The organism is Mesorhizobium sp. M0571 (genome assembly GCF_040320985.1).
In the GTDB taxonomy this organism is placed as follows: Bacteria; Pseudomonadota; Alphaproteobacteria; order Rhizobiales; family Rhizobiaceae; genus Mesorhizobium.
Map to the genome: position 1 here is coordinate 187,868 of NZ_JAMYQT010000008.1, position 20,937 is coordinate 208,804.

General features: G+C 62.4%; 23 protein-coding genes and 1 tRNA gene. 12 read left to right on the plus strand and 12 right to left on the minus strand.

The window, feature by feature from the left end:
• Positions 1-115 precede the first annotated feature (115 nt).
• On the minus strand, positions 116-649 hold the full coding sequence (locus NKI85_RS12730) for an outer membrane protein assembly factor BamE (protein WP_352525278.1): 534 nt from the start codon (positions 647-649) through the stop codon (positions 116-118).
• Between the two features lie 113 nt (positions 650-762).
• On the opposite strand from NKI85_RS12730, the gene NKI85_RS12735 reads away from it, so the two are divergent.
• From NKI85_RS12735 to NKI85_RS12765, 7 genes are all read left to right on the plus strand, one after another.
• Entirely contained in the window at positions 763-1,320 is a 558-nt protein-coding gene (locus NKI85_RS12735) for a ubiquinol-cytochrome C chaperone family protein (protein ID WP_352525277.1), read from the plus strand.
• Positions 1,321-1,342: 22 nt separating this feature from the next.
• Positions 1,343-1,891 (plus strand): YceD family protein, encoded by a 549-nt coding sequence (locus NKI85_RS12740; RefSeq protein ID WP_352525275.1) that lies wholly within the window; start codon positions 1,343-1,345, stop codon positions 1,889-1,891.
• 123 nt (positions 1,892-2,014) lie between these two features.
• Positions 2,015-3,085 carry a phosphate acyltransferase PlsX gene (gene plsX / locus NKI85_RS12745; RefSeq protein ID WP_352525273.1) on the plus strand — a complete coding sequence of 357 codons (1,071 nt, stop codon included), beginning with the start codon at positions 2,015-2,017 and terminating at the stop codon, positions 3,083-3,085.
• Positions 3,086-3,094: 9 nt separating this feature from the next.
• Complete coding sequence (locus tag NKI85_RS12750; RefSeq protein WP_352525271.1) at positions 3,095-4,066, plus strand: beta-ketoacyl-ACP synthase III; 972 nt, start codon at positions 3,095-3,097, stop codon at positions 4,064-4,066.
• A 104-nt stretch (positions 4,067-4,170) separates the two neighbouring features.
• Positions 4,171-4,494: an integration host factor subunit alpha gene (locus NKI85_RS12755; protein ID WP_352525270.1), complete on the plus strand. Its 324-nt coding sequence runs from the start codon at positions 4,171-4,173 to the stop codon at positions 4,492-4,494.
• A 246-nt stretch (positions 4,495-4,740) separates the two neighbouring features.
• Positions 4,741-5,283 (plus strand): MerR family transcriptional regulator, encoded by a 543-nt coding sequence (locus NKI85_RS12760; protein ID WP_352525268.1) that lies wholly within the window; start codon positions 4,741-4,743, stop codon positions 5,281-5,283.
• Positions 5,284-5,358: 75 nt separating this feature from the next.
• The gene (locus NKI85_RS12765) at positions 5,359-5,700 is read left to right on the plus strand and encodes a hypothetical protein (protein WP_352525266.1); all 342 of its coding nucleotides are present in this window, start codon (positions 5,359-5,361) and stop codon (positions 5,698-5,700) included.
• Positions 5,701-5,827: 127 nt separating this feature from the next.
• Here NKI85_RS12765 and NKI85_RS12770 read toward each other — a convergent pair whose 3' ends face one another.
• On the minus strand, positions 5,828-6,061 hold the full coding sequence (locus NKI85_RS12770; protein WP_352525265.1) for a hypothetical protein: 234 nt from the start codon (positions 6,059-6,061) through the stop codon (positions 5,828-5,830).
• Between the two features lie 156 nt (positions 6,062-6,217).
• A complete protein-coding gene (locus tag NKI85_RS12775) occupies positions 6,218-6,832 on the minus strand; it encodes a hypothetical protein (protein ID WP_352525263.1) in 615 nt (204 codons plus the stop codon).
• 263 nt (positions 6,833-7,095) lie between these two features.
• Here NKI85_RS12775 and NKI85_RS12780 point away from each other — a divergent pair, with 263 nt between their 5' ends.
• Both NKI85_RS12780 and NKI85_RS12785 read left to right on the plus strand, forming a co-directional pair.
• Positions 7,096-7,374 (plus strand): helix-turn-helix domain-containing protein, encoded by a 279-nt coding sequence (locus NKI85_RS12780; protein WP_352525262.1) that lies wholly within the window; start codon positions 7,096-7,098, stop codon positions 7,372-7,374.
• A gap of 119 nt (positions 7,375-7,493) precedes the next feature.
• Entirely contained in the window at positions 7,494-7,952 is a 459-nt protein-coding gene (locus NKI85_RS12785) for a YbaK/EbsC family protein (protein WP_352525261.1), read from the plus strand.
• 90 nt (positions 7,953-8,042) lie between these two features.
• Here the strand turns inward: NKI85_RS12785 and NKI85_RS12790 are convergent.
• The 5 genes from NKI85_RS12790 to NKI85_RS12810 all read right to left on the minus strand — a co-directional run bounded on the left by NKI85_RS12790 (position 8,043) and on the right by NKI85_RS12810 (position 12,801).
• A tRNA-Pro gene (locus tag NKI85_RS12790) sits at positions 8,043-8,119 on the minus strand.
• A 36-nt stretch (positions 8,120-8,155) separates the two neighbouring features.
• Complete coding sequence (locus tag NKI85_RS12795) at positions 8,156-9,445, minus strand: O-antigen ligase family protein (protein WP_352525242.1); 1,290 nt, start codon at positions 9,443-9,445, stop codon at positions 8,156-8,158.
• Complete coding sequence (locus tag NKI85_RS12800) at positions 9,442-10,977, minus strand: undecaprenyl-phosphate glucose phosphotransferase (RefSeq protein ID WP_352525240.1); 1,536 nt, start codon at positions 10,975-10,977, stop codon at positions 9,442-9,444. The genes NKI85_RS12795 and NKI85_RS12800 overlap by 4 nt, the downstream gene beginning before the upstream one ends.
• A gap of 123 nt (positions 10,978-11,100) precedes the next feature.
• On the minus strand, positions 11,101-12,225 hold the full coding sequence (locus NKI85_RS12805) for a glycosyltransferase family 4 protein (RefSeq protein ID WP_352525239.1): 1,125 nt from the start codon (positions 12,223-12,225) through the stop codon (positions 11,101-11,103).
• Between the two features lie 12 nt (positions 12,226-12,237).
• Positions 12,238-12,801, minus strand: coding sequence for a polysaccharide biosynthesis/export family protein (locus tag NKI85_RS12810; protein ID WP_352525237.1), 564 nt, complete (start codon positions 12,799-12,801; stop codon positions 12,238-12,240).
• 255 nt (positions 12,802-13,056) lie between these two features.
• Between NKI85_RS12810 and NKI85_RS12815 the strand changes: the two genes are divergently transcribed.
• Positions 13,057-15,306 (plus strand): GumC family protein, encoded by a 2,250-nt coding sequence (locus NKI85_RS12815; protein WP_352776790.1) that lies wholly within the window; start codon positions 13,057-13,059, stop codon positions 15,304-15,306.
• Positions 15,307-15,326: 20 nt separating this feature from the next.
• Here the strand turns inward: NKI85_RS12815 and NKI85_RS12820 are convergent, their stop codons facing one another.
• The gene (locus NKI85_RS12820) at positions 15,327-16,556 is read right to left on the minus strand and encodes a GNAT family N-acetyltransferase (protein WP_352525234.1); all 1,230 of its coding nucleotides are present in this window, start codon (positions 16,554-16,556) and stop codon (positions 15,327-15,329) included.
• Positions 16,557-16,645: 89 nt separating this feature from the next.
• Between NKI85_RS12820 and NKI85_RS12825 the strand changes: the two genes are divergently transcribed.
• The gene (locus tag NKI85_RS12825) at positions 16,646-17,704 is read left to right on the plus strand and encodes a polysaccharide deacetylase family protein (protein WP_352525232.1); all 1,059 of its coding nucleotides are present in this window, start codon (positions 16,646-16,648) and stop codon (positions 17,702-17,704) included.
• On the opposite strand, the gene NKI85_RS12830 is transcribed toward NKI85_RS12825, so the two are convergent.
• Complete coding sequence (locus tag NKI85_RS12830; RefSeq protein WP_352525230.1) at positions 17,701-17,928, minus strand: DUF2842 domain-containing protein; 228 nt, start codon at positions 17,926-17,928, stop codon at positions 17,701-17,703. The two genes, NKI85_RS12825 and NKI85_RS12830, sit on opposite strands and share 4 nt — an antisense overlap.
• A gap of 151 nt (positions 17,929-18,079) precedes the next feature.
• On the opposite strand from NKI85_RS12830, the gene NKI85_RS12835 reads away from it, so the two are divergent.
• Positions 18,080-19,174: a COX15/CtaA family protein gene (locus NKI85_RS12835; RefSeq protein WP_352776791.1), complete on the plus strand. Its 1,095-nt coding sequence runs from the start codon at positions 18,080-18,082 to the stop codon at positions 19,172-19,174.
• Here NKI85_RS12835 and NKI85_RS12840 read toward each other — a convergent pair.
• Positions 19,164-20,003 carry an aminoglycoside phosphotransferase family protein gene (locus NKI85_RS12840; RefSeq protein WP_352532540.1) on the minus strand — a complete coding sequence of 280 codons (840 nt, stop codon included), beginning with the start codon at positions 20,001-20,003 and terminating at the stop codon, positions 19,164-19,166. The two genes, NKI85_RS12835 and NKI85_RS12840, sit on opposite strands and share 11 nt — an antisense overlap.
• Positions 20,004-20,930, minus strand: coding sequence for an N-acetyl-gamma-glutamyl-phosphate reductase (argC, locus tag NKI85_RS12845; RefSeq protein WP_352532538.1), 927 nt, complete (start codon positions 20,928-20,930; stop codon positions 20,004-20,006).
• Positions 20,931-20,937: the final 7 nt, after the last annotated feature.

Below are 20,937 nucleotides of genomic sequence, written 5' to 3' on the forward strand. Positions count from 1 at the left end.
GCTACGGCTCGAAACAAAAACCCGCGGGATCGCTCCCGCGGGTTTTTCATTGCCTGAGATGTGCTGCTTCCGGGGAGGGAAGAGAAAAGAAAGAAGCCGATACCGTCGGGGTGGATCAGGTGCCGCCGAGCGTGCTGCCACCGCTGCCGCCGGGAACACCGGGCGCCAGCTTGCTGGCGCCACTGATGATCTGGCTGAGGAAGTTCTGGTCCTTGCCGCCGGTCGGCGTGGTGCGCGAGATGAAGTCGAACACTTTGCCGTCCTTCAAGCCGTAATTGGCGATCTGGGTGACGCGCCCATCATCGCCGAAATAGACCGCCAGCACATGCTGGTCGACCAGCCGCGGCTTGTCGAAGGCGACATAGCGCTTGCGCGTCTGCGAAATGTAATAAAAGGCCTCGTTGTCGAAGGTCGCCTTCGTCGAGGGAGTGCCGAGCGCCAGCAGCACCTGTTCGCGGCTCGAGCCGACAGGCACCAGGTCGATCGCCTGCTGGTCGATGACGTAGCCCTGCGTCAGCGTCTCGCTGGGATTGAGATCGCCGATCATCTTGGACGAATTGCAGGCGGAAAGCGCCGCAGCGATCACCAGCAGCGAAACCGCACCGGCGGGCCTGGGCAGGAAAGTCGACTTGAATTTCAGCGCGTGCAACTACAACTCCATAAGCTGGCCGCAACTTGCGCTGGGCCGCAAAACCGGTAAACCAGCTTGCTTGCCGATGCAACAAGGCCACTTCAACAAACGGTCCCGGGAGACCACCCTCAATGTTCCAGCGCCTCTTTGGCCGCGAACGTCATGCCAACCGCGCCATCACCGAGGCGCTTTACGCACAAATCGTGGCGGCGGCGCGGCAGACGGTGTTTTATTCCGACTGGAACGTGCCGGACACGCCGCTTGGCCGCTTCGAGATGCTGTCGTTGCATATGTTCCTGTTCCAGCACCGGCTGCGCGGCGAGGGCGGTGCTGCGGCAGAGGTTGCGCAGGTGCTGATCGACGAGTTCTTCATGGATGTCGAACATTCTCTGCGGGAACTGGGCATCGGCGACGTCGGCGTGCCGAAGCGCATGCGGAAACTGGCGAAGATGTTCTACGGCCGCACCGCCGCCTATGACGATGCGCTGAAACGAAATGACCATGATGCACTTGCCACCGCCCTTGCCCGCAATGTCAGGCCCGATGCCGGCGTCTGGCCGCAGGCATCGCAGCTGGCACTCTATGCCGCCGATGCATCAAGGCAACTCACGGAACAGCCGACTGAATCGATCGTTTCCGGCACGGTGGCATTTCCCGTGGCCAACTCTGAGCGAAGGCGGACTGAGTGAAGGCGGCGCAGTGGAGGCGAAGATGAAACATCCTGATACCCACAGCCCAGTGTCCTTCCTGGCAAATGTCGCCCGGCTGCCGCAAAAGGGGCTGCCGGTGGTGATCGACGCCGACGCCGGGCAGCGCGCCGTGCTGGCCGTCGAGCACGAGCTGCTTTCGGTCGAGAACTATCGCGCCGAACTCCTGGTCGAGCCGTGGAAGCGCAATGGGGTGAAAGTCAGCGGCCATGTCGAGGCCGATATAACGCAGGCCTGCATCATCACCCTCGACCCGGTCCAGGCGCATATCGACGAGCCGGTCGAGGCGCTGTTCCTGCCGGAACACTCCAAGCTCGGGCGGCAAGGTTTCGACAGTGGCGGTGAGATCCTGCTCGACGCCGAAGGGCCGGACAGCCCGGAAACGTTTTCCGGCGACGCGATCGACGTCGGGGCGCTTGCCGAGCAGTTCTTTGGCTTGGCGATCGATCCCTATCCGCGCAAGTCGGGTGTGTCGCTGGAGGCTGCCGGCGATGCCGAGCCTGTGGAGAATGAATTCCAGCAAAAGCTCAGATCACTGCTGGGAAAATCCTGATAGCTGACCCAATTTGAGAAAAGTTGGTTGTGCGGCAGCCCAAAACCGTTATTTTCGCCGAACCTTCGCGAGCCCCGTACCCTGGCAAGCCCGCTGGCCAAGCAACCGTGAGATGAACACCGCGTGATCAGGATTTCCATCGATGCCATGGGCGGCGATCACGGGCCAAGCGTGGTCATCCCGGCGCTCATGACCGTCGCCACCCGCCGTCCGGATATACGCTTCGTCATCTATGGGCGTGAAGAAGTGGTAAGGCCCGAACTCGCCAAATTCCCCAAGCTGGCGGAAGTGAGCGAGTTCATCCACTGCGAGATCGCGGTCAGGATGGACGACAAGCCGAGCCAGGCGCTGCGCCATGGCCGCTGGAAATCATCGATGTGGAAAGCCGTCGAGGCGGTCAAGGCAGGCACTGCCGACGCCTGCATCTCGGCCGGCAATACCGGCGCGCTGATGGCGATGTCCAGATTCTGCCTTCGCACCATGGCGACCATCGACCGCCCGGCGATCGCGGCGCTCTGGCCGACATTGCGCGGTGAAAGCGTCGTGCTTGACGTCGGCGCCACCATCGGTGCGGATGCGCATCAACTGGTTGATTTTGCCATTCTGGGCACCGGCATGGCGCGCTCGGTTTTCGGCATCGAACGGCCGAGCGTCGGCCTGCTCAATGTCGGCGTCGAGGAGATCAAGGGTCAGGAGGAGGTCAAGGAGGCGGGTCGTATGCTGCGCGAGGCCAACATGGCCTCGATGAACTACCATGGCTTTGTCGAGGGTGACGACATCGGCAAGGGCACTGTCGACGTCGTCGTTACCGAAGGATTTGCCGGCAATATCGCGCTCAAGACGGCGGAAGGCACGGTCAGGCAGATCGCCGGCTATCTGCGCGCGGCGATGAACCGGACGCTGATGGCCAGGATCGGCTATGTCTTCGCCAAGACCGCCTTCGATCGCCTGCGCGAGAAGATGGATGTCGGCCGCTCCAATGGCGGCGTCTTCCTGGGATTGAACGGCATCGTGGTGAAAAGCCATGGCGGGGCTGATTCGGATGGCTTCGCGGCGGCGATCGAGCTTGGCTACGACATGGTGCGCAACAATCTGCTTGACCGCATCGAGGCTGATCTCGACCTGTTCCACGCACGCAATCCGAATGCCCAGACAATCCGGAAATCCGACGTCGTCATCGACGCAAAGGAATAGGAAAGAGCATTGATCAGATCAGTCGTGCGCGGCACGGGCGCCGCGCTGCCCCGCCGCATCATGAAGAATGCCGACTTCGAAGGCATGGTCGAGACCTCAGACGAGTGGATCGTCCAGCGCACCGGCATTCGCCAGCGCCACATCGCGGCCGACGACGAGACGACGGCCTCGCTGGGCGAGGCGGCCGCGCGCGCAGCCCTCGACAGCGCCGGCCTGACTGCAGCCGACATCGATTTGATCGTGCTGGCGACCTCCACGCCCAACAACACCTTTCCCGCGACCGCGGTCGAGATCCAGAACCGGCTCGGCATGCACCACGGTTTTGCCTTCGACCTGCAGGCGGTCTGCTCGGGCTTCGTCTATGCGGTGACGACCGCCGACCTCTATATCCGCGGCGGCTTGGCCAGACGGGTGCTGGTGATCGGCTCGGAAACGTTTTCGCGGATTCTCGACTGGAACGACCGCTCGACCTGCGTTTTGTTCGGCGACGGCGCCGGCGCAATGGTGCTGGAAGCAGGCGCTGGGGCAGGCGGCATCGCCGACCGAGGCGTTCTGGCGGCCAGCCTGCGCTCCGACGGCATCCACAAGGACAAGCTTTTCGTCGACGGTGGGCCGTCGACCACCGGAACGGTAGGGCATCTCCGGATGGAGGGCCGCGAAGTGTTCAAGCATGCGGTCGGCATGATCACCGACGTCATCGAGGCGACGTTCGCACAGGCCGGCATCAGCGCCGCCGATCTCGACTGGTTCGTGCCGCATCAAGCCAATAAACGAATTATTGATGCTTCGGCCAAAAAGCTCGGGATAGAGGAGCGGAAGGTGGTGGTGACCGTCGATTTGCACGGTAACACCTCGGCTGCTTCCGTGCCGCTGGCACTGTCCGCGGCCGTCGCCGACGGCCGCATCAAAAAGGGTGACCTGGTGCTGCTTGAGGCGATGGGCGGGGGCTTCACCTGGGGGGCGGTGCTGCTCCGTTGGTAAGTGCCGAACTAACGGGTTCGGGTCCTTGACCTTGACGGATCAATTACTTAGGCTCTGCCGTTGCTTGTATCGATTTATTTTTTTGAGCTGATGGGACGGTTCGTATGGGGGGAAAGACACTTACGCGCGCCGACCTCGCCGAAGCCGTTTACCGCAAGGTTGGGCTGTCGCGTACTGAATCGGCCGAGCTTGTCGAGGCGGTGCTGAATGAGATCTGCGAGGCGATCGTTCGCGGCGAGACGGTGAAGCTGTCGTCCTTCGCGACCTTCCATGTCCGCTCCAAGAACGAGCGCATCGGGCGCAACCCCAAGACCGGTGAGGAAGTGCCGATCCTGCCGCGCCGGGTGATGACCTTCAAGTCGTCGAACGTGCTGAAGAACCGCATCCTGCGCTCCCATCAAACCAGCAAGGCCAAGGGCAGCAAGTAGACGCCCAATCTCCCTTGCCGAGAATCATGCTCCAGGCTTCGGTTGAAAAACGAACCCTGCTTTTACGCCGGGCTTGAATATTGTTTCATAAACCGCTGAAATAAGATGCGATTCGGCAGGCCGGATCGGTATTTGGGTGTGATCCGTTCCGGTGGGGCGGAAAGCTGATCTCTTTGTTTAAGCATGATGTTGCCCGAAAACCGGTTCCCGCCTTTCGCGATCATGCTCTAGCGTGAGGATTTGCCCATGGACAAGAGCCCCGATGCTTTCCGCACCATCAGCGAGGTCGCGGAGGATCTGGATTTGCCGCAGCACGTGCTGCGCTTCTGGGAGACGCGTTTCAACCAGATCAAGCCGATGAAGCGCGGCGGCGGCCGCCGCTACTACCGGCCGCAGGACGTCGAGCTGATCAAGGGCATTCGTCATATGCTCTACGATCAGGGCTATACGATCAAGGGCGTGCAGAAGCTATTGCGCGAGAACGGCAACCAGTTCCTGATCGCCGTCGGCAGTGGCGATATGGCGGCGGTCGAGGCGATCTCGCAGCGCCGACAGGCTGACGCGGTGCCGCTGACGCAAGCGGCGCAGCCGCGCGGCCCGGACGACGAAATGCTGGTCGGTCAACCGAGGGTGAAACCCAGCCGTCGTTTTTTCGGCATCGGCAAGACCGACGAGGAAGGCCCGGTTCCGCCGGACGCGTCAAAACTTTCCCGTGACAATCGCGCATTGCTGCAGGAGGCGCTGTTCGACCTCTTGGAATGCAAGCGCCTGCTCGATCAGGTTCGCTAGAGCCCGCCGGGGCAAACCGGAACGGTCTTCGGGGTCATGCGTTAGGCTTCCTTCTGCAGATGAAGGAACCACGTCATGGCATCGCTTTCGAGCATCTCCGACACCGATCTGGACAAGCAGGTCGCGGCCCTGACCAGAGAACTGGCCACCTTGAAGAAAGCCGTGTTGAAGCGAGGCGGCGCCTATTACGAAGACGGGCGCGATACCGCGTCGGACTATTATTCGGACATCACCGAGCGCCTCGGCGACGCCTTGCCGGCGATCAGAAGGCAAGGCCGGGCGATCGAGAAGACCGCCCGTGATCACCCGGCGACGGCGGCCGCTGTTGGGCTGGTTCTGGTCGGGCTCGTCGCCAGTCTGTTCCTTGGCGGCGGGCAGCAAAAAACGCCGCGAGCGCGATCAAGGTCGGCACATTGAGACATGGGAAATTGCGGTCGTCAGCGGACGGCCGCATTTTTCGCTGACGCGGCAAACCCGGCAAGCTGGCCGCCCTTGATCAAAGACCAAGAATGCCTGCTTGCCGGCTGTCTGTCCTAAGGTGTTTTCAGTACTTCTTCGCCACAACCTTCTTGTGATGATGGCGGTAGTGGTGGACGCGGTGGTGGTAGTGATGGCGATGATGCTTCTTGACGGTGGTGTGCATCGTCGCCGCATTCGCGTTGCTCGCGCCGATGATCGGCATCGAGAAGGCAAGTGCGATTGCAAGTCCAAGGGCGGAGAGAAGAGACTTCTTTATGACGTCGTTTCCTTTTTTGCGCAGGCGGAATTTGAGCGTCACTGATTTAGGTCGGTGACTCGAGCGCTGCGGTTAGGACTATCGCCCTGGAATTTTTCGCCAGTGTCTCCGGACTGTAGAATTTTGTTTCTGAGCCGTGTCTGAAGACCTTTGCCCCACCGGGCTACCGGTCGATCACGCCTCGGCACGCCATTCACCTCACATCGGTGGCACCACGCCATTGTTTCCGACGACGACCCGGCCGGATGTCAGTGTGCCGCCCTTGCCGCGCTCGGCGTTGACGAAGACCGTCGCGCCGGGCTTGAGGTCGGCCGGTGTCGCGGCAGCGAAGGTCACGATCGGCGTGGCTTGCGGGATCGAGATATTCTTCTGCTGGCCATTGTCATAGATCAACGTCACGGTGCGGCCGTCGACATTCGTCACATCGGCGATGGTGCCGTTGGTCATCCGGCTGTTGGGCTGCAGGTCCCAGGGGCGGTCGCCTTCGCCGGTCCCCTTGAGGGCCGCAGGAAAGATCACCACTTCCAGCCCCCCGCTGCCGCCGTCCGCCTTGGCGACGGAGGCGATACCGACGAAGTCGCCCTGCTTGATATCGTCTGCCGACGCTTTGGCAACGCCGGAGATTTTCCAGCCGGGCGCAAGAGCTATCGTGTCGGCGTCGCCTTGGCGCGTCTTCACGGTCAGCGTCGACCCGGCGAGGCTGACGACCGTGCCGCGCACGCGCATGGTGTCCGCCGCCTGCGTCACGTCTAATGTGATCCCGATAAGGCCGGAAATCGTGCCAAGCACGATCGCGAAGGTCTTCAAATTCATGGGATTGATCCTTTTCAAAACGGCTGGCGCGCCAGCAACAGCCGCTTAACGAGTTGGCGGCTCGAAATCGTCGAACGATTCGGCGTCCGGCCATTCAAAAGAACTTGATAGGAAAGACGTGCCGTATGACCATTCCTGCGTCGGTTCACGATGCCGTGACGCTATCTTTGATGCTTGGCAAATCACCAGCGAGCAGGCATTCTCCCGACCGTCTCAGGCAACAACATGATTTGATCTAACTCTTTCATCCCACGGAGTTGCCAATGCCCCAAATAGCAAAACGCGAACCTTACTCCGAACTGGCGGCGAGCGCGGTTACGCCTGAACGCAGTGCCGTCCGAACCGCCCGGGAAGCCCGTGGATACAGCATCGAAGAGCTGTCCCTGGCGTGCGGGCTGGCAGCCTATGAGATTGCCGACATCGAAAGCGGCAAGGATGCCGATCCTTCGAAACGTCGGCGTATAGCCTCCGCGCTTCAACTTCCGGAAAGCGCTCTGTTCGACGAAGCCGTCTTGCCTGCGGAAAGGCGATCGGTCTCGTAGCCTAGTGCCATGCGTTTATTCGACGAGCTCGCCATGGGTTGCCCTGGCGGGCTTCGTTTTGCCGGCCGCTTAGCGGACTTGCCGGCCGCCATGGCAACGCGAGACGGGAATTGTCGGAGATGAGCCTCGAATCCGTTCGCGCCTTCTTCGCTGCCCGTGCGCCCGACATCGATGTCATCGTCACGGAAGCCAGCTCGGCGACGGTGCCTCTGGCCGCCGAAGCGCATGGCGTAGCGCCGGCGCAGATTGCCAAGACGATCTGCTTGCGCGCCGGCGACCAGACGATGCTCATCGTCGCCAGCGGCATCTCCAGGCTGGACAATCGCAAATTCAAGGACCGGTTCGGCGGCAAGGCGCGAATGCTGGACGCCGAGCAGGTGTTCGCCGCGACCGGACATCCCGTCGGCGGGGTATGTCCGTTCGGCCTGCCCGCGCCGCTGCCGGTCTATTGCGACATGTCGCTGCGCGCTTTTGACGAAGTCGTGCCCGCGGCAGGCGCAGCGAATGCGGCGGTGCGTCTCAGCCCGCAACGCATGGCCGAACTCGTCGAAGCCGAGTGGGTGGATGTTTGCCAATAGTCAATCATCGAGGTCCCAACCCTGACGACTGCAGCTGGATGGAAACCGGGATTGAGAGGAAGGGACTTTGGGGGCAAGTCCTTGTTGAAATGGTCGGAGTGGCCGGATTCGAACCGACGACCCCTTGACCCCCAGTCAAGTGCGCTACCGGGCTGCGCTACACTCCGGACCGGTCGCGATGTATCGTGATAGACCGGGTCCGGTCAACCGAATTCGGCTGCTGTCCTGCCCGAAGCAACAGTAGTTGCAGCTGCCGGTCGCCGCGCCGCCCGCAACTGCCACTGATGGCGGTATTCGAGCGCGATGGCGCCCCAGATCAGCCCGAGCAGCAGGTAGACATGCCGCCAGTGATCGATGTCGATGAAGGTGCCGAGCCCGATATTGCCGATGAAGGCGACATAGGCGCATAGGAGATAAGGTTGCCAGGGCCGGTCGCGCAGCAGAATGCGGAAGCCGGCGGCGATCGTCCAGCACGTCAGCGTCAGGAACGACACGAAGCCGAGCCAGCCGTAATCCATCAGCATCTTCAGCCAGATGTCGTGCGTGTCCTCGCCGAAGATCTTGCCGAAGACGAGCGGGCCGATGCCGAACGGATGCTCCAGTGCCATCTGAAAGCCGATCGTGTAGCGGGCGAAGCGGCCGAGGCGGGCGGTGTCGTAGCTTTGTTCGAGTTGGGCGCGGTTCGAGAACATCTCCGCCACGCCCGGCAGCTGCAGGATGACGATCATTGCAACGACCAGCAGCGCGACGGCGGCGATGGTCATGACGACGACGCGCAGCCGGAACTTGCCGCTGGCGCTCTGCAGGAACAAGGCCCCGGTCAGCAGAATCGCCGAAACGGCGAACATGCCCCAGGCGCCGCGCGAAAAGGAAAAGAAAATGCCGGCGGTGATGATCAGCAGCGGCAACGCCAATAGCGGCATGCGCGCGATCGAACCCGTAAGTAGCAGATAGAGCAGGTAGATGCCCGGCAGCACCAGGAACGGCCCGAACACGTTCGGGTCCTGGAAGGCGCCGGCGGCACGGTCGTATTTGGTGAAGATCTCCGCTCCTGGAAAGGCATGGAAATAGCCGGCAATGCCGACCAGCGAAGTCAGCACTGCCGACACCACATAGGCGACGAAGATCACCCGGTAGAGACTGGGCTGGACGGCAGTGACCGAAGCGAAGAAAACCGCGGTGAGGGCCAGGAACAGCGAGACGGCGAGATAGAGCGGCGTGCCGGCGAGGTCCGACATCTGCGTCATCGAGATCATACCGCCGACGTTCATGATCACCAGCAGCACGAGCAGCGGCACCGCCGCGCGCTGGATGCGCAGGCCGAACAAGGGCCACACCACGATCAGCCCGATCATATAGAGGTCGTATGGCGCCGGCTCGGCAATGACGAAACCAGATAGGAAGACGCCGAGGAAAACCGCCCCCGACGCAATCAGGGCGATCAGCTTGGCGTTGACCGCTGCCGCCGGCAATTCGTAGGCCATCGCGCTCAATACGCGTTTTCCGTGTTGAGCAGGCGGATCGGCGTCAGGAACAGGATTCTCAGATCGAACAGCAGCGACCAGTTCTCGATATAATAGAGGTCGTATTCCGTGCGCATGCGGATCTTCTCGTTGGTGTCCATCTCGCCGCGCCAGCCATTGATCTGAGCCCAGCCGGTCACGCCGGGCTTGACCTTGTGGCGGGCGAAATAGCCGTCGACCACCTCATTGTAGAGAAGGTTGTGCGACTGCGCGGCAATGGCGTGCGGGCGCGGCCCGACCAGCGACAGAGAACCGAACAGCGAATTGAAGAACTGCGGCAATTCGTCGATAGAGGTCTTGCGGATGAAGCGGCCGACGCGGGTGACGCGCGGATCGTTCTTGGTCACGGTCTGCTTCGCCGTCGGGTCCGCCTTGTCGGTGTACATCGACCGGAACTTGTAGACCTCGATGATCTCGTTGTTGAAGCCGTGCCGCTTCTGGTGGAACAGCACCGGCCCCTTGCTGTCGAGTTTGATCGCGATCGCGGTCGCCAGCATCACCGGCGAGAACACGATGATGCCGATGATCGAAAAGACGATGTCGAAGGCGCGTTTCGCGACCGAATCCCAGTCGTTGATCGGCTTGTCGAAAATATCGAGCATCGGCACCGAGCCGATGTAGGAATAGGCGCGCGGCCTGAACTGCAGCGCATTCGAATGCGCCGACAGCCGGATGTCGACCGGCAGCACCCACAGCTTCTTCAATAATTGCAGCACGCGCGATTCGGCGGTCAGCGGCAGCGAAACGATCAGCATATCGATGCGCGCGATGCGGGCAAATTCGATGAGCTCGGAAATCGTGCCGAGTTTGGGATAGCCGGCGACAACCGGCGGCGAACGCTTGTCACCACGGTCGTCGAAGATGCCGCAGATGCGGATGTCGTTGTAGGGCTGCTTTTCGACTGAGCGGATCAGCACCTCCGCCGCCTTTCCGCCGCCGACGATGACGGCGCGGCGCTCCATGCGCCCGTCGCGCGCCCAGCGCCGGATCAGCTTCGACATCACCAGCCTGAGACCCAGGATCAGCACGAAGCCAATAACGAACCACGTGCCGAAGAGCAGGCGCGAATAGTCTTCCGACATTTTCATGGTGAAGGCGGTGAGCGCCATCAAGGCGAAGGTTCCGGCCCAAACCAGCAGAAGACGGCCGAAATTGGCGATCGGCCGCATCAGCGCGACGATCTGGTAGCAGTCGGTGACGTCGAGCAGAACGACCGCGAGGAACGAGGTGGCGGCGATCGTCAGCGAGTATTGCCAGGCAAGATAGTTGAAAAAGCCGACATAATAGAAATAGACGGCAAGACCTGACACCAACAGCAGCGCGAATTCCACCATGCGCAGGACGCCGCTCACCATGATCGGCGACATCGTATCGCGCCGGTATTGCGAGGCGACCTGACGGGCGACGTCGTTCATGCCGCCGGCCGTGTTGTTCTCGGCAGGGGCGTCGAATTTGCGCACCGCGTCTAGCGAAAAACGGCGCGCGGGGTCGATTTCGTTCATGGGGCGTCCGTAGGTTTCCCTCAGGTGAATAGCAAAAGAGAGCTAAGAAACCCTTGAAACAACAGATGGCTTTGGAGACGCTTTCACCGGGAGCATTTTGCGGCCGAGTGGAAATCAGTTGCTCTACTGTCTGAGCGCGGCGAAATAGGCCTTTTCGATTTCGGTGGCCATTACATTGGCGCCGAAGCGTGCCTTGAGGTCGGCGGCGCCGGGCATCAGGCCTTTGTAGGCGTCAAGATCGGCCAGCGCAGCGCTTATCTTGTTGCCAAGTTCGCGCGGGTCGGGCCGGATCAGGGCAGGGGAGCCGGTGCCGAAGATTTCCGGTATGCCGCCGACCGATGTCGCGATCAGCGGCTTGCCGGCGGCGAGCGTTTCCAGAACGATATAGGGCATGGCTTCCGCGCGCGAGGGAACGACGACCAGTTCGGCCAGCGCGAAGGCGAGCCTGGCTGGCATCGGCGGCAGGAAGCTGACGTCGAGGCCGAGCTGATTTACCTGGGCGCGATAGCGCGGCAGGTCGTCGCCGTCGCCGACCATCAGCGCTTTCAATGGGCGGCCGAGTCGTGTTGCGGCTAGCCCCAGCGCATCGATGAAGATGTCCGGGCCTTTGAGGTCGCGCATCATGCCGATATAGAGGAGGTCAACCGCATTGTGTTCGGTCCGCACCGGCTCGAACTCGGCGGCGCGCAGGCCGTTGTGGACGAGCGCGTTCGGAATGGGCGGCTCGCCGACCTTCCTGCGATAAGTTCGCCGCTCATAATCGGAAACAAACAGCAGGCAATCGGTGAAGCGAGCCATGAAGCGCTCGAGGGCGAAGAACAGCTTCCCCATGGCGGTGGTCTCGTCATAGTGGAGCGAACCGCCATGCGGCGAATAGAGGCGGGCTACGCGAGACCTGGATACCCGCAACAATGAGCCGAACAGACGGGCATAGGCGCCACCTTTGGCGCCATGCCCGTGCAGCACGTCCGGCCGCAATTCTTTTATGATCCTATAGGTGCGCCGGGCCGACGCGAGATCGCCTGGCCCGACATGCCGCTGCATCGGCGTGCGGTGAATGCCGAGTGCCAGGCTGCCTTTCATCTGTTCGAACAGCCGTTCCTCGAAATCACCGCCCGTCGTCGAATCGCAGACAATGCCGACGGCATGGCCGGCGGCGACCTGAGCCTCGGTCAGGTCGCGCACATGCCGGAAGATGCCTCCGACCGGTGAGCGAAAGCAGTGGACGATCCTGAGTGTGTCCGCCACTTGGTCAGCACATCAAAACAGGCGTTCGCGAACGTAGACTGTATCGCCGGGCAGTAGCGGGTCGGAGGTCACCACGCGTCCGGTTATCACCTTGCCGTTGATGTCGCGGGTAATGTCGACGCTTTCTTGGTTGGCGCGCGGCGTGAATCCGCCGGCGATGGCGATGGCTTTCTGCACGGTCAGGCCCGGAACATAGGAATACTGGCCCGCCGCACCCACTTCACCCATGACGAAGATCGGCCGGTAGCGATCGATTTCGACCGAAACGTCAGGATCGCGCAAATAGCCCTGGCGCAGTTTCTCGGCGATCTCGCCCTCGAGTTGCTGGGCGGTGTGGCCGCGCGCCGGCACGTTGCCTACGAGCGGCAGCGAGAGATAGCCGGACTGGTCGACGCTGTAGGTGTTGGTCAATCCGTCCTGCTCGAATACGGTGACGCGGACGCGGTCGCCGGCACCGAGGCGATAGGGCTGGTCGAGCACTTCATGGAAGGCAGCCGGCGTCGGCCGGTAGCTGGAGCAGCCCGAAAGCATCGATACGGCAAGCAGCGCGCGGAAAAGGGGAGCAGTGCTTTTCATGAGCGGACACGTACCTTTGAATAGCCGGCGACTCTGCGGCAAACCTTAACGATCGAGCTCGGTTATCATCCTGTTAGGGTTAATGGCCGGTAAAGGCGCAGGGCCGATGCGGGGCGGATCGATAAATGCAGATGGTTTTCAGCCTCTTGTTTGCGGCTTGTCAGTAAAACCTAACAGGTGCTTACCGCCATATTAACAACTGAGTTACCATAGTTGTTTACGCTGCACCCTGACTCAGTACCGGAGCAGGGATGCATGTCCGTTCAATCCGCGGCCGCAGATGTCGACGTCGATCTCAGGCAGCTTTTCGCCAGCCTGGCGCGAAACTGGCTGCGCATCCTTGTCGTCGCGCTGGTTGTAACCGGCCTGGCCTTTGCGCTCGCCTGGCTTGCAACGCCCGAATACAAGGCGGCAGCCAAGCTGGAGATCGGACCTCGCGAATCGGAGTTCACGCGGCCAGCCGGTGCCAACGACAACGAGAGGTCGATTCCCGACGAAGAGGCTGTGGCCACCGAGGTCCAGATCATTTCGTCCCCTGACATCCTCAAACAGGTGGCGGCGAAGCTCAACCTCGCGAAATTGCCCGAATTCGACGAGACGCTGAAGATGTCGGCCCTGAGCCGCGCCCTTGTCCTCGTTGGTTTGAAAAGCGATCCCTTCGAGATTCCGCTGGAAGAGCGCGTGCTGGACGCAATGCATGAGAAGCTCAACGTCTATGGCGTTGAAAAAACCCGCGCGATCGCAATCGAGTTCTCGTCAGAGGATCCAAAGCTTGCCGCCGCGATCCCGAACGCCATTGCAAACGCCTATATCGCCTCCAAGGGCAATGCCAAGCTCGAATCGAATTCCGCCGCCACCGACTTTCTGGCGCCGGAAATCGCCGACTTGCAGAATCGGGTGAAGGAGGCGGAAGCCAAGGTTGCCGCATTCCGTGGGCAGTCCGATCTTTTGATGGGCGGCAACAATTCGGTGCTTGCCACTCAGCAGCTGTCTGAATTGTCGAGCGAACTGTCACGGGTGCGCGCCAACCGCGCTTCGGCGGAAGCGACCGCTGACAGCGTGCGCAGGGCGCTGCGCAATGGCGGCTCGCTGGACGCCGTGCCGGAGGTATTGTCTTCCGACCTGATCCAGCGCCTGCGCGAGCGGCAAGTCGAACTCAAGAACAACATCGCCGACCTCTCCACCACCTTGCTCGACAATCATCCGCGCATCCGCGCGCTGAAGTCGCAGCTCGCCGATCTCGACCGCCAGATTCGCAACGAAGCGGAAAAGATCATGAAGGGTCTGATGGCGCAGGCCGATACGGCGAAGGCGCGAGAGGCTCAACTTGTGGCCGACGTCAACACGCTGAAGGCGGAGTCCGCCCGCGCCGGCGAAGAGCAGGTGGAACTCGATGCGCTGCAGCGTGACGCCGCGACCAAGCGCCAGCAGCTCGATCTCTATTCGTCCAGCTATCTCCAGGCCGCCGCACGCAAGGATCGCAACTACCTGCCTGTCGACGCTCGCGTATTTTCGAAGGCCCAGGTGCCGACCGAACGCTATTTCCCCAAGATTGGTCCGATTGTCGGTGCGGCCTTTGTCGGTTCGTTGCTGCTCATGGCGATTGTCACGCTGCTGCAGGAACTGTTTTCCGGCCGCGCCATGCGTCCGGCCGCCGGCGCCCATTTCGAGCACATCGAGCAGGTTGCGATGCCGGCTGCCCAGGCCGAACGCGTAATTGCCCAGCCCGACCCGCCGGTTGCCCGGCCCGAACCGGCAGTCGCCGAGATCGATGAGACCGACGACGACGGTATCATTGAAACCAAAGTGGAGCCGGAACCCGTCGCGGTGGCGGAAGCGGCTGCCGAGAAAATCGAACCGGAGTACTCTGAAATGGCTGCTGGAGACGTTGAAGCGGAACGTTCTACCCTCGGCGAGGTCGACGTCGACAAGGCCACGGAAAAACTGATCGCCACTGGTGCCGCACGCGCCATATTCGTGTCGCCGGAAGGTGACGAGGCGGCCGCCTCGGCGGTGCTGGTGGCGCGCGCAGTCTCCGACGCTGGGTTGCGCGTGCTGCTGCTTGATCTCACCGCTTCGGGTGCTGCCTCGCGGCCGATGCTGGACAGCGGGCTGTTTCCGGGCATCACCGATCTGCTAGCCTCGCAAGCGCAGTTCAGCGATGTGATCCACCCCGATCTCTATTCGGACTGCCACGTTATTCCCGTCGGCACAGCCGATCCGGTCCGTGCCATGCGCGCCGCCGACCGGCTGCCGATCATCATGCAGTCGCTGACCACCGCCTATGATCTGGTCGTGGTCGAATGCGGACCGGCCGACGCGCAAGGCATCAGCCGCCTGGTGGGCGAGGGCACCGAGGTCTTGCTCTCCATGCTGGAGCCGGACGACGAGGTGGCGCAGGCTGCGGTCGCGCTCATCGAGAGCGGCTATCCCGACCTGACGCTGGTGACGCCGATCGGCCATGTGGCGCCGGGACCGATGCCGGGACGGCGCTCGGCGGCCTGAGACGGTTTTCTCAATCGAAATCAGCTGTCGTTTTCGCCTGCGACCGGCGCTGTCTGCCCAACTGCCTTGCGGCGCAGCAGCTTGGTCAGCTTCCAGACTGTCGGGCTGTGCTTGATGAACGCCTTCAGGCGCGCGCCGTGCCTGAGCGCAAGCGCCAGCGCGCGACCTTTCAGCGTCAGCGGAACCAGGACCTCGAAATGCTGCGTTTCGACATCGCACCACAATCGCTTGTAGGGTTCGTCACCGACCGAGAAATCATAGATTTCGAAACCCGCCTCGCAGGCTTCCTGGATGTTGTCGAAGAACAGGAAGTCGCCCGGGCTGGTGTGGGCGAGGTCGTCCTCGGCGATCGCCCCGAATTCGCAGATCAGCCGCTTGCCCGAACGGCTCGAGCCGGTGACCGCACGAAGCTTGCCGGCGACTTCCAGTCCATGCAGCACGAAGGACGGGTTTTCCTCTTGAAGCGCCTCGGTAAACAGGGAGCGGAAAAAAGCGCGCACCTCCGCTTCACCGAAAACATTGGCGATGCCCATCTTGCGGAAGCGGAATTCCTTCATCTCGAAAAAGGCGTCGAGCAGCCTGTTCACCTCGTCCGCAGTCCTCGCCTCGATGCGGCGATGGCTGCCGACGGCCTCGAACTTGCGCGCCTGCGAGCGATGCTTCTTGCGCCTGCGCTTGCCGCTCACGCGGGTGAGCAGTGCATCAAACCCTCCCACAAGACCGGCAGCCAGCGACAGATTGGGGCTCGAAAAATGCGGCAAAGCGGAGAGCGGGTTGGCAACGCCGTCGAGATCGGGCAGCAGCCGCTCCAGCGCGACAAGATCGATGTCGCGCCGCGCCTTGGCAATCGCAGCCAGCATCGAACGGATCGCCGCGATATCGGCATTCGCCAGCCATTGCGGGTCGGCGGCGGCAAAATTGCCGTTGGCATGGCGGCTGCCCATGAAGCGGGCAACGCGGAATGCTCCGCTGCGGGTGACCTCCAGCGCCAGCGAGAAAACCGGCCTGTCGTCGGCGCGCAGCGTCGCAACGACAACGTCGGCGCCGGTATGTGCGGCCCAGTTCAGGATCCAGCCTGCGCTCTGCGCCGGGGCAAATAGCGCCGAACAGCAGAATTCGGCATACGCCGCCAGCGCCGCACTATCGGCAACCGAGGTCGACAGGCCGGCTTTGTCGGCCGGCAAGGCACACGGCGACGCCTCGCTGACTGCCAGCCGATTGCCGTCAAATGACGCGGTGGCGTCAACCATACCTCAATCCTTAGGGCGTATTCGTCGCGATTGGAGGTCCGCGCAGGGGCATTCCATGCTTGATGAGCCTAGGCGCAAAAGGTGAATGAATGATCGACGGGGGCGAGGCAATCCGCAAACTGGCGCTCAATCTCGCCCGCTATTCCGGTCTCGCGCCTCTGGCCAAGCCGTTTATCGGCGGCATCGGCGCCATCCTGATGCTGCATCGGGTCACCGCGACGCCGGAAAAGCCGAACGGCGTCAACCGCCACTTGAACATCGCGCCCGGGTTTCTCGATGCCGTGATCGCCGACATGAAGGCGAACGGCTACAAGTTCGTCACGCTAGACGAGGCGATCGAGCGCATCAAGGCCGGCGACAAGGACGGCCAGTTCGCGACGATCACCGCCGACGACGCCTATCGAGACAACATGACCGAGGCGCTGCCGGTGCTGGAGAAGCACGGCGCGGCGATCACCATCTACGTCGCGCCGGGACTGATCGACGGTGCTGCCGATTTGTGGTGGGACGTGGTCGAGGACATCGTCAATGCGCGCGATCGCCTGACGCTGACGACGCCGGACGGCCCGGTGACGGTCGACTGCTCGAGTCCGGGAAAAAAGGTCCAGGCCAATGCGCGCCTGCACGCCTATCTGACGCTGAAGGTGCGCGAGCAGGATCAGCGTGCGGTGTTGCGCGATCTGGCGCGTTCGAACGGCATCGAGTTGGATGGGCTGCGCCCGAGCACGCTGATGAATTGGGACGAGATCCGCACCATGGCCGCGCACCCGCTGGTGACGATCGGCGCGCATAGCGTCAATCATTGCAATCTGAAGCGGCTTTCCGAGAGCGACGCGCGGCATGAGATCGGCGACGTCAAGCGCATATTGCAGGCCAAACTCGGCGAGGCGCCGCACCATTTCGCCTATCCCTACGGTTATGCCAGCGCCGTCGGCCGCCGCGAAGTAGGCCTTGTCCGCGGTGCCGGCTATGCCTCGGCGGTGACGACCCGCCACGGCATACTCCGCGCCGAGCATGCCGGCTTCCTGCATGCCCTACCGCGCATTTCGGTCAATGGCCGCTATCAGAGCGTCGCCCACATCCGAACCATGTTGTCGGGCGTGACGACGCCGCTGGCCAATGCCGGCAAGATGGTGGTGACAATCTAGCTGTGGCCTCGGCCCTTCGGCCGCGGCTCCAGGATCAGCCATTTGATGATACCCATTGCCGGCAGCACCCACAAAAGCCCGCTGAGCAGGAAGAAGATAAAGTGCGTCAGGGGCCCGGACTGCGACAGCTGCGCAACCGCCACGATTGAGGCGACCAGCGCATAGACGACGACCAGCACAACCAGCAGGAAGCTTCCGATCAGCTTTTTCAGGCGAATGGGCATGGCGCGATCTCGTTGATCGCTATCGCTTAGGCCGAACAGCCGATACGCGCAACCCGCCAGAAACGGCGCGACGGCGTGCCGCGCCGCCCGGCCTTGCAAGCCGGGTTGCGATGGTTCACCAATCCGCGACTTCAACTGCCGGGGCAAACCCATGGCTGCTGCCATATCCGACGCCGCGCCTTTCGCGGCCCGCGATCGCGACCTTCGCAACCGTGCGCTGGTGCGCGGTTGGCTCTATGTCGTGCTCCTGGTGCTGTTTGCGCTGGTGCTGGTCGGCGGCGCCACAAGGCTCACCGATTCCGGCCTGTCGATCACCGAATGGCAGCCGATCCATGGCGTCATCCCGCCGCTCAATGATGCCGAGTGGCAGGAGGAGTTTCAGCGCTACCAGCAGATCCCGCAGTATGCCGAACTCAACAAGGGCATGAGCATCGAGGCGTTCAAGTCGATCTTCTGGTGGGAATGGGTGCACCGCATCCTGGCGCGCAGTGTCGGGGTGGTTTTCGCCTTGCCGCTGCTGTTCTTCTGGGTGACGCGGCGCATCGAGCGCGGCCTCGGCACGAAATTGCTGGGCATTCTCCTTCTCGGCGGCCTGCAGGGCGCGATAGGCTGGTGGATGGTGGCGTCCGGGCTGGCCGACCGGGTTTCGGTCAGCCAGTACCGGCTGGCGACACATCTGACGCTGGCGGCGCTGATCTTCACGGCGACAATGGTGGTCGCGCGTGGATTGGCCCCACACTCCGAACCAGCCGCCGACCGCTCGACGCAACGCCTGGCCGGCTTTCTGGTGCTGCTGGCGCTGGTTCAGATCTATCTCGGCGGGCTGGTCGCAGGGCTCGACGCCGGCTCGAGCTACAACACCTGGCCGCTGATGGACGGCAAACTGGTCCCCGGCGACCTGCTTCTGCTAGAGCCGGCATGGCGCAATTTCTTCGAAAACCCGAAGACGGTGCAGTTCGTTCACCGGCTTGGCGCCTACACGATCTTTGTGGTCGCGCTCTGGCACATGATCGCGACACGCCGGCGCTTGCCGGGAACGACACATGCCCGCCGCGCGACGCTGCTGTTCCTGATTGTGGTGGTCCAAGCGTCGATCGGCATCGGCACGCTATTGATGCACGTACCGCTGCACATGGCGCTGACGCACCAAGGTATTGCGCTGGTCCTGCTCGGCTTTGCCGCGGCGCACTGGCGCGGCACCAAGGGCGCTTATCCGCTGCCCCATGAGATTGCTCTCAGAGGCTGAACCGCACCGTCCGAATCGCCGCGGCGATCGCCAGTTCGCGGTTTTCGTCGACCACATTGCGATCTTCATGGTGCCATGCAGCCGACAGGCAGCCATAGGCGATGGCGTGGTCCAATATGGTGGCCGGTGACTGGCGCAGCGTCGCCGCAAAGACTTGCGCCATGTGAGCGATCCGCTGCGGATCAAGGCAGAGATCGTCGCGGTCGAGTGGGTTGTAGAACATGTTGGCCGCGTCGAAGTCGGGGTCGCCGAGAACGCCCTTCGGGTCGATCGCCAACCAGCCGCGCGGACCGCGCATGATGTTGTCGTGATGCAGATCGCCATGCAGCGGCCGCACCTCACGCGGGTTGGCCAGCAGCCGTTCCGCGATCCCAGCGGCTTCGAGATAGAAGCTCCTTTTGCCGGCATCACGGTCGGCCTTCGCCTTTCTGAACAGGCTGGAGAACCGCGCACGCAACGGCTGGAGATCCGGCGGGGCAGGGTGCTTCGACGGTGAGAACAGTCTTGCCATCACCTCCGCCGCGATCGCGGTGGCGGCATTGTCGCCTTGATCCGCAATCACCTGTGACAGCGAGGTTTCGCCGGCATATTCCAGCAGCATGCGATGGCCATCGCGGCCGAGCAGCCGCACTGCCCCTTTGCCGCGTCGCCAGGCGAGGAAATGCTCGCCACGCAACTCGTCCTCAACATCGTCGAAAGGTTTTAGATCCTTGACGATTGCCGGCGAGCTGTCCTCGCGAACAACCTTCCAGATGCAGCCGCTGAACGTTTCGGCGATGAGTTCGGGCGCGCCGACCCTCCAGCGCTTTGGAAATGCCGGCGCATCCATTCAGAGGCCGAGCATCAAATCCATGTTCTGCACGGCAGCGCCCGAGGCGCCCTTGCCGAGATTGTCGTAGACCGCAAGCAGCAGCGCCTGCGCCCTGTCGTCATTGGCAAAGACGTAGAGCTTCATCCGGTTGGTGCCGTTATAGGTCTCCGGATCGATCTCAGGCATGCGTTCCTGATGCAGATACGGCGCCACCTCGACCACGCCGGCATCGATGGAAGCGAAATGATCGGCGATCGCTGCATGAAGCTCGGCGCCGGTCGGCACATGGTCGAGGCCGCCGAGTTGCAGCGGCACCACCGTGATCATGCCTTGCGCGAAATTGCCGACTGCCGGCTGCATGATCGGATCGTGCGAAAGCTTGGCATAGGTCCTGAGCTCCGGCACGTGCTTGTGCTGCAGCGTCAGCCCGTAGGGCAGGAATTCCGGCGCATCCTCGCCCTTGGCGACATAATCCTCGATCATCGGCCGGCCGCCGCCGGAATAGCCGGAAATGCCGTTGACGGTGACCGGAAAATCGGCCGGCAACAGCCCCGCCGCAACCAGCGGCCGCAGCGTCGCGATGGGTCCTTGCGGCCAGCAGCCCGGATTGGCGACGCGCTTCGCCGAAGCGATCTTCTTCGCCTGATCCTTGTCCATTTCGGCGAAACCATATTCCCAGCCCTCGGCGACGCGATGCGCCGTCGAGGCGTCGATCACCTTGGTGGTGTCATTGGCGATCAGCGAAACGCTTTCCTTGGCGGCCGCGTCCGGTAGGCAGAGAATCGCGACATCGGCGGCATTGAGGAACTCGGCGCGCGCTGCCGTTTCCTTGCGGCGCTCGGTCGGGATGGAGATGATTTCCAGGTCGCCGCGCTCGGCAAGCAGCGCCCTGATCTGCAGACCGGTGGTGCCGTGCTCGCCGTCGATGAAGATTTTCGGTTTCATTGCCTGC

What these genes read in the sequence shown, in the direction of transcription:
- NKI85_RS12815 (WP_352776790.1), top strand. Translation starts at nt 13,057, where the DNA reads ATGTCCGTTCAATCCGCGGCCGCAGATGTCGACGTCGATCTCAGGCAG.
- argC (WP_352532538.1), bottom strand. Translation starts at nt 20,930, where the DNA reads ATGAAACCGAAAATCTTCATCGACGGCGAGCACGGCACCACCGGTCTG.
- NKI85_RS12765 (WP_352525266.1), top strand. Translation starts at nt 5,359, where the DNA reads ATGGCATCGCTTTCGAGCATCTCCGACACCGATCTGGACAAGCAGGTC.
- NKI85_RS12835 (WP_352776791.1), top strand. Translation starts at nt 18,080, where the DNA reads ATGGCTGCTGCCATATCCGACGCCGCGCCTTTCGCGGCCCGCGATCGC.
- NKI85_RS12785 (WP_352525261.1), top strand. Translation starts at nt 7,494, where the DNA reads ATGAGCCTCGAATCCGTTCGCGCCTTCTTCGCTGCCCGTGCGCCCGAC.
- NKI85_RS12755 (WP_352525270.1), top strand. Translation starts at nt 4,171, where the DNA reads ATGGGGGGAAAGACACTTACGCGCGCCGACCTCGCCGAAGCCGTTTAC.
- NKI85_RS12735 (WP_352525277.1), top strand. Translation starts at nt 763, where the DNA reads ATGTTCCAGCGCCTCTTTGGCCGCGAACGTCATGCCAACCGCGCCATC.
- NKI85_RS12825 (WP_352525232.1), top strand. Translation starts at nt 16,646, where the DNA reads ATGATCGACGGGGGCGAGGCAATCCGCAAACTGGCGCTCAATCTCGCC.
- NKI85_RS12780 (WP_352525262.1), top strand. Translation starts at nt 7,096, where the DNA reads ATGCCCCAAATAGCAAAACGCGAACCTTACTCCGAACTGGCGGCGAGC.
- NKI85_RS12820 (WP_352525234.1), bottom strand. Translation starts at nt 16,556, where the DNA reads ATGGTTGACGCCACCGCGTCATTTGACGGCAATCGGCTGGCAGTCAGC.
- NKI85_RS12775 (WP_352525263.1), bottom strand. Translation starts at nt 6,832, where the DNA reads ATGAATTTGAAGACCTTCGCGATCGTGCTTGGCACGATTTCCGGCCTT.
- NKI85_RS12810 (WP_352525237.1), bottom strand. Translation starts at nt 12,801, where the DNA reads ATGAAAAGCACTGCTCCCCTTTTCCGCGCGCTGCTTGCCGTATCGATG.
- NKI85_RS12830 (WP_352525230.1), bottom strand. Translation starts at nt 17,928, where the DNA reads ATGCCCATTCGCCTGAAAAAGCTGATCGGAAGCTTCCTGCTGGTTGTG.
- NKI85_RS12740 (WP_352525275.1), top strand. Translation starts at nt 1,343, where the DNA reads ATGAAACATCCTGATACCCACAGCCCAGTGTCCTTCCTGGCAAATGTC.
- NKI85_RS12760 (WP_352525268.1), top strand. Translation starts at nt 4,741, where the DNA reads ATGGACAAGAGCCCCGATGCTTTCCGCACCATCAGCGAGGTCGCGGAG.
- NKI85_RS12840 (WP_352532540.1), bottom strand. Translation starts at nt 20,003, where the DNA reads ATGGATGCGCCGGCATTTCCAAAGCGCTGGAGGGTCGGCGCGCCCGAA.
- NKI85_RS12800 (WP_352525240.1), bottom strand. Translation starts at nt 10,977, where the DNA reads ATGAACGAAATCGACCCCGCGCGCCGTTTTTCGCTAGACGCGGTGCGC.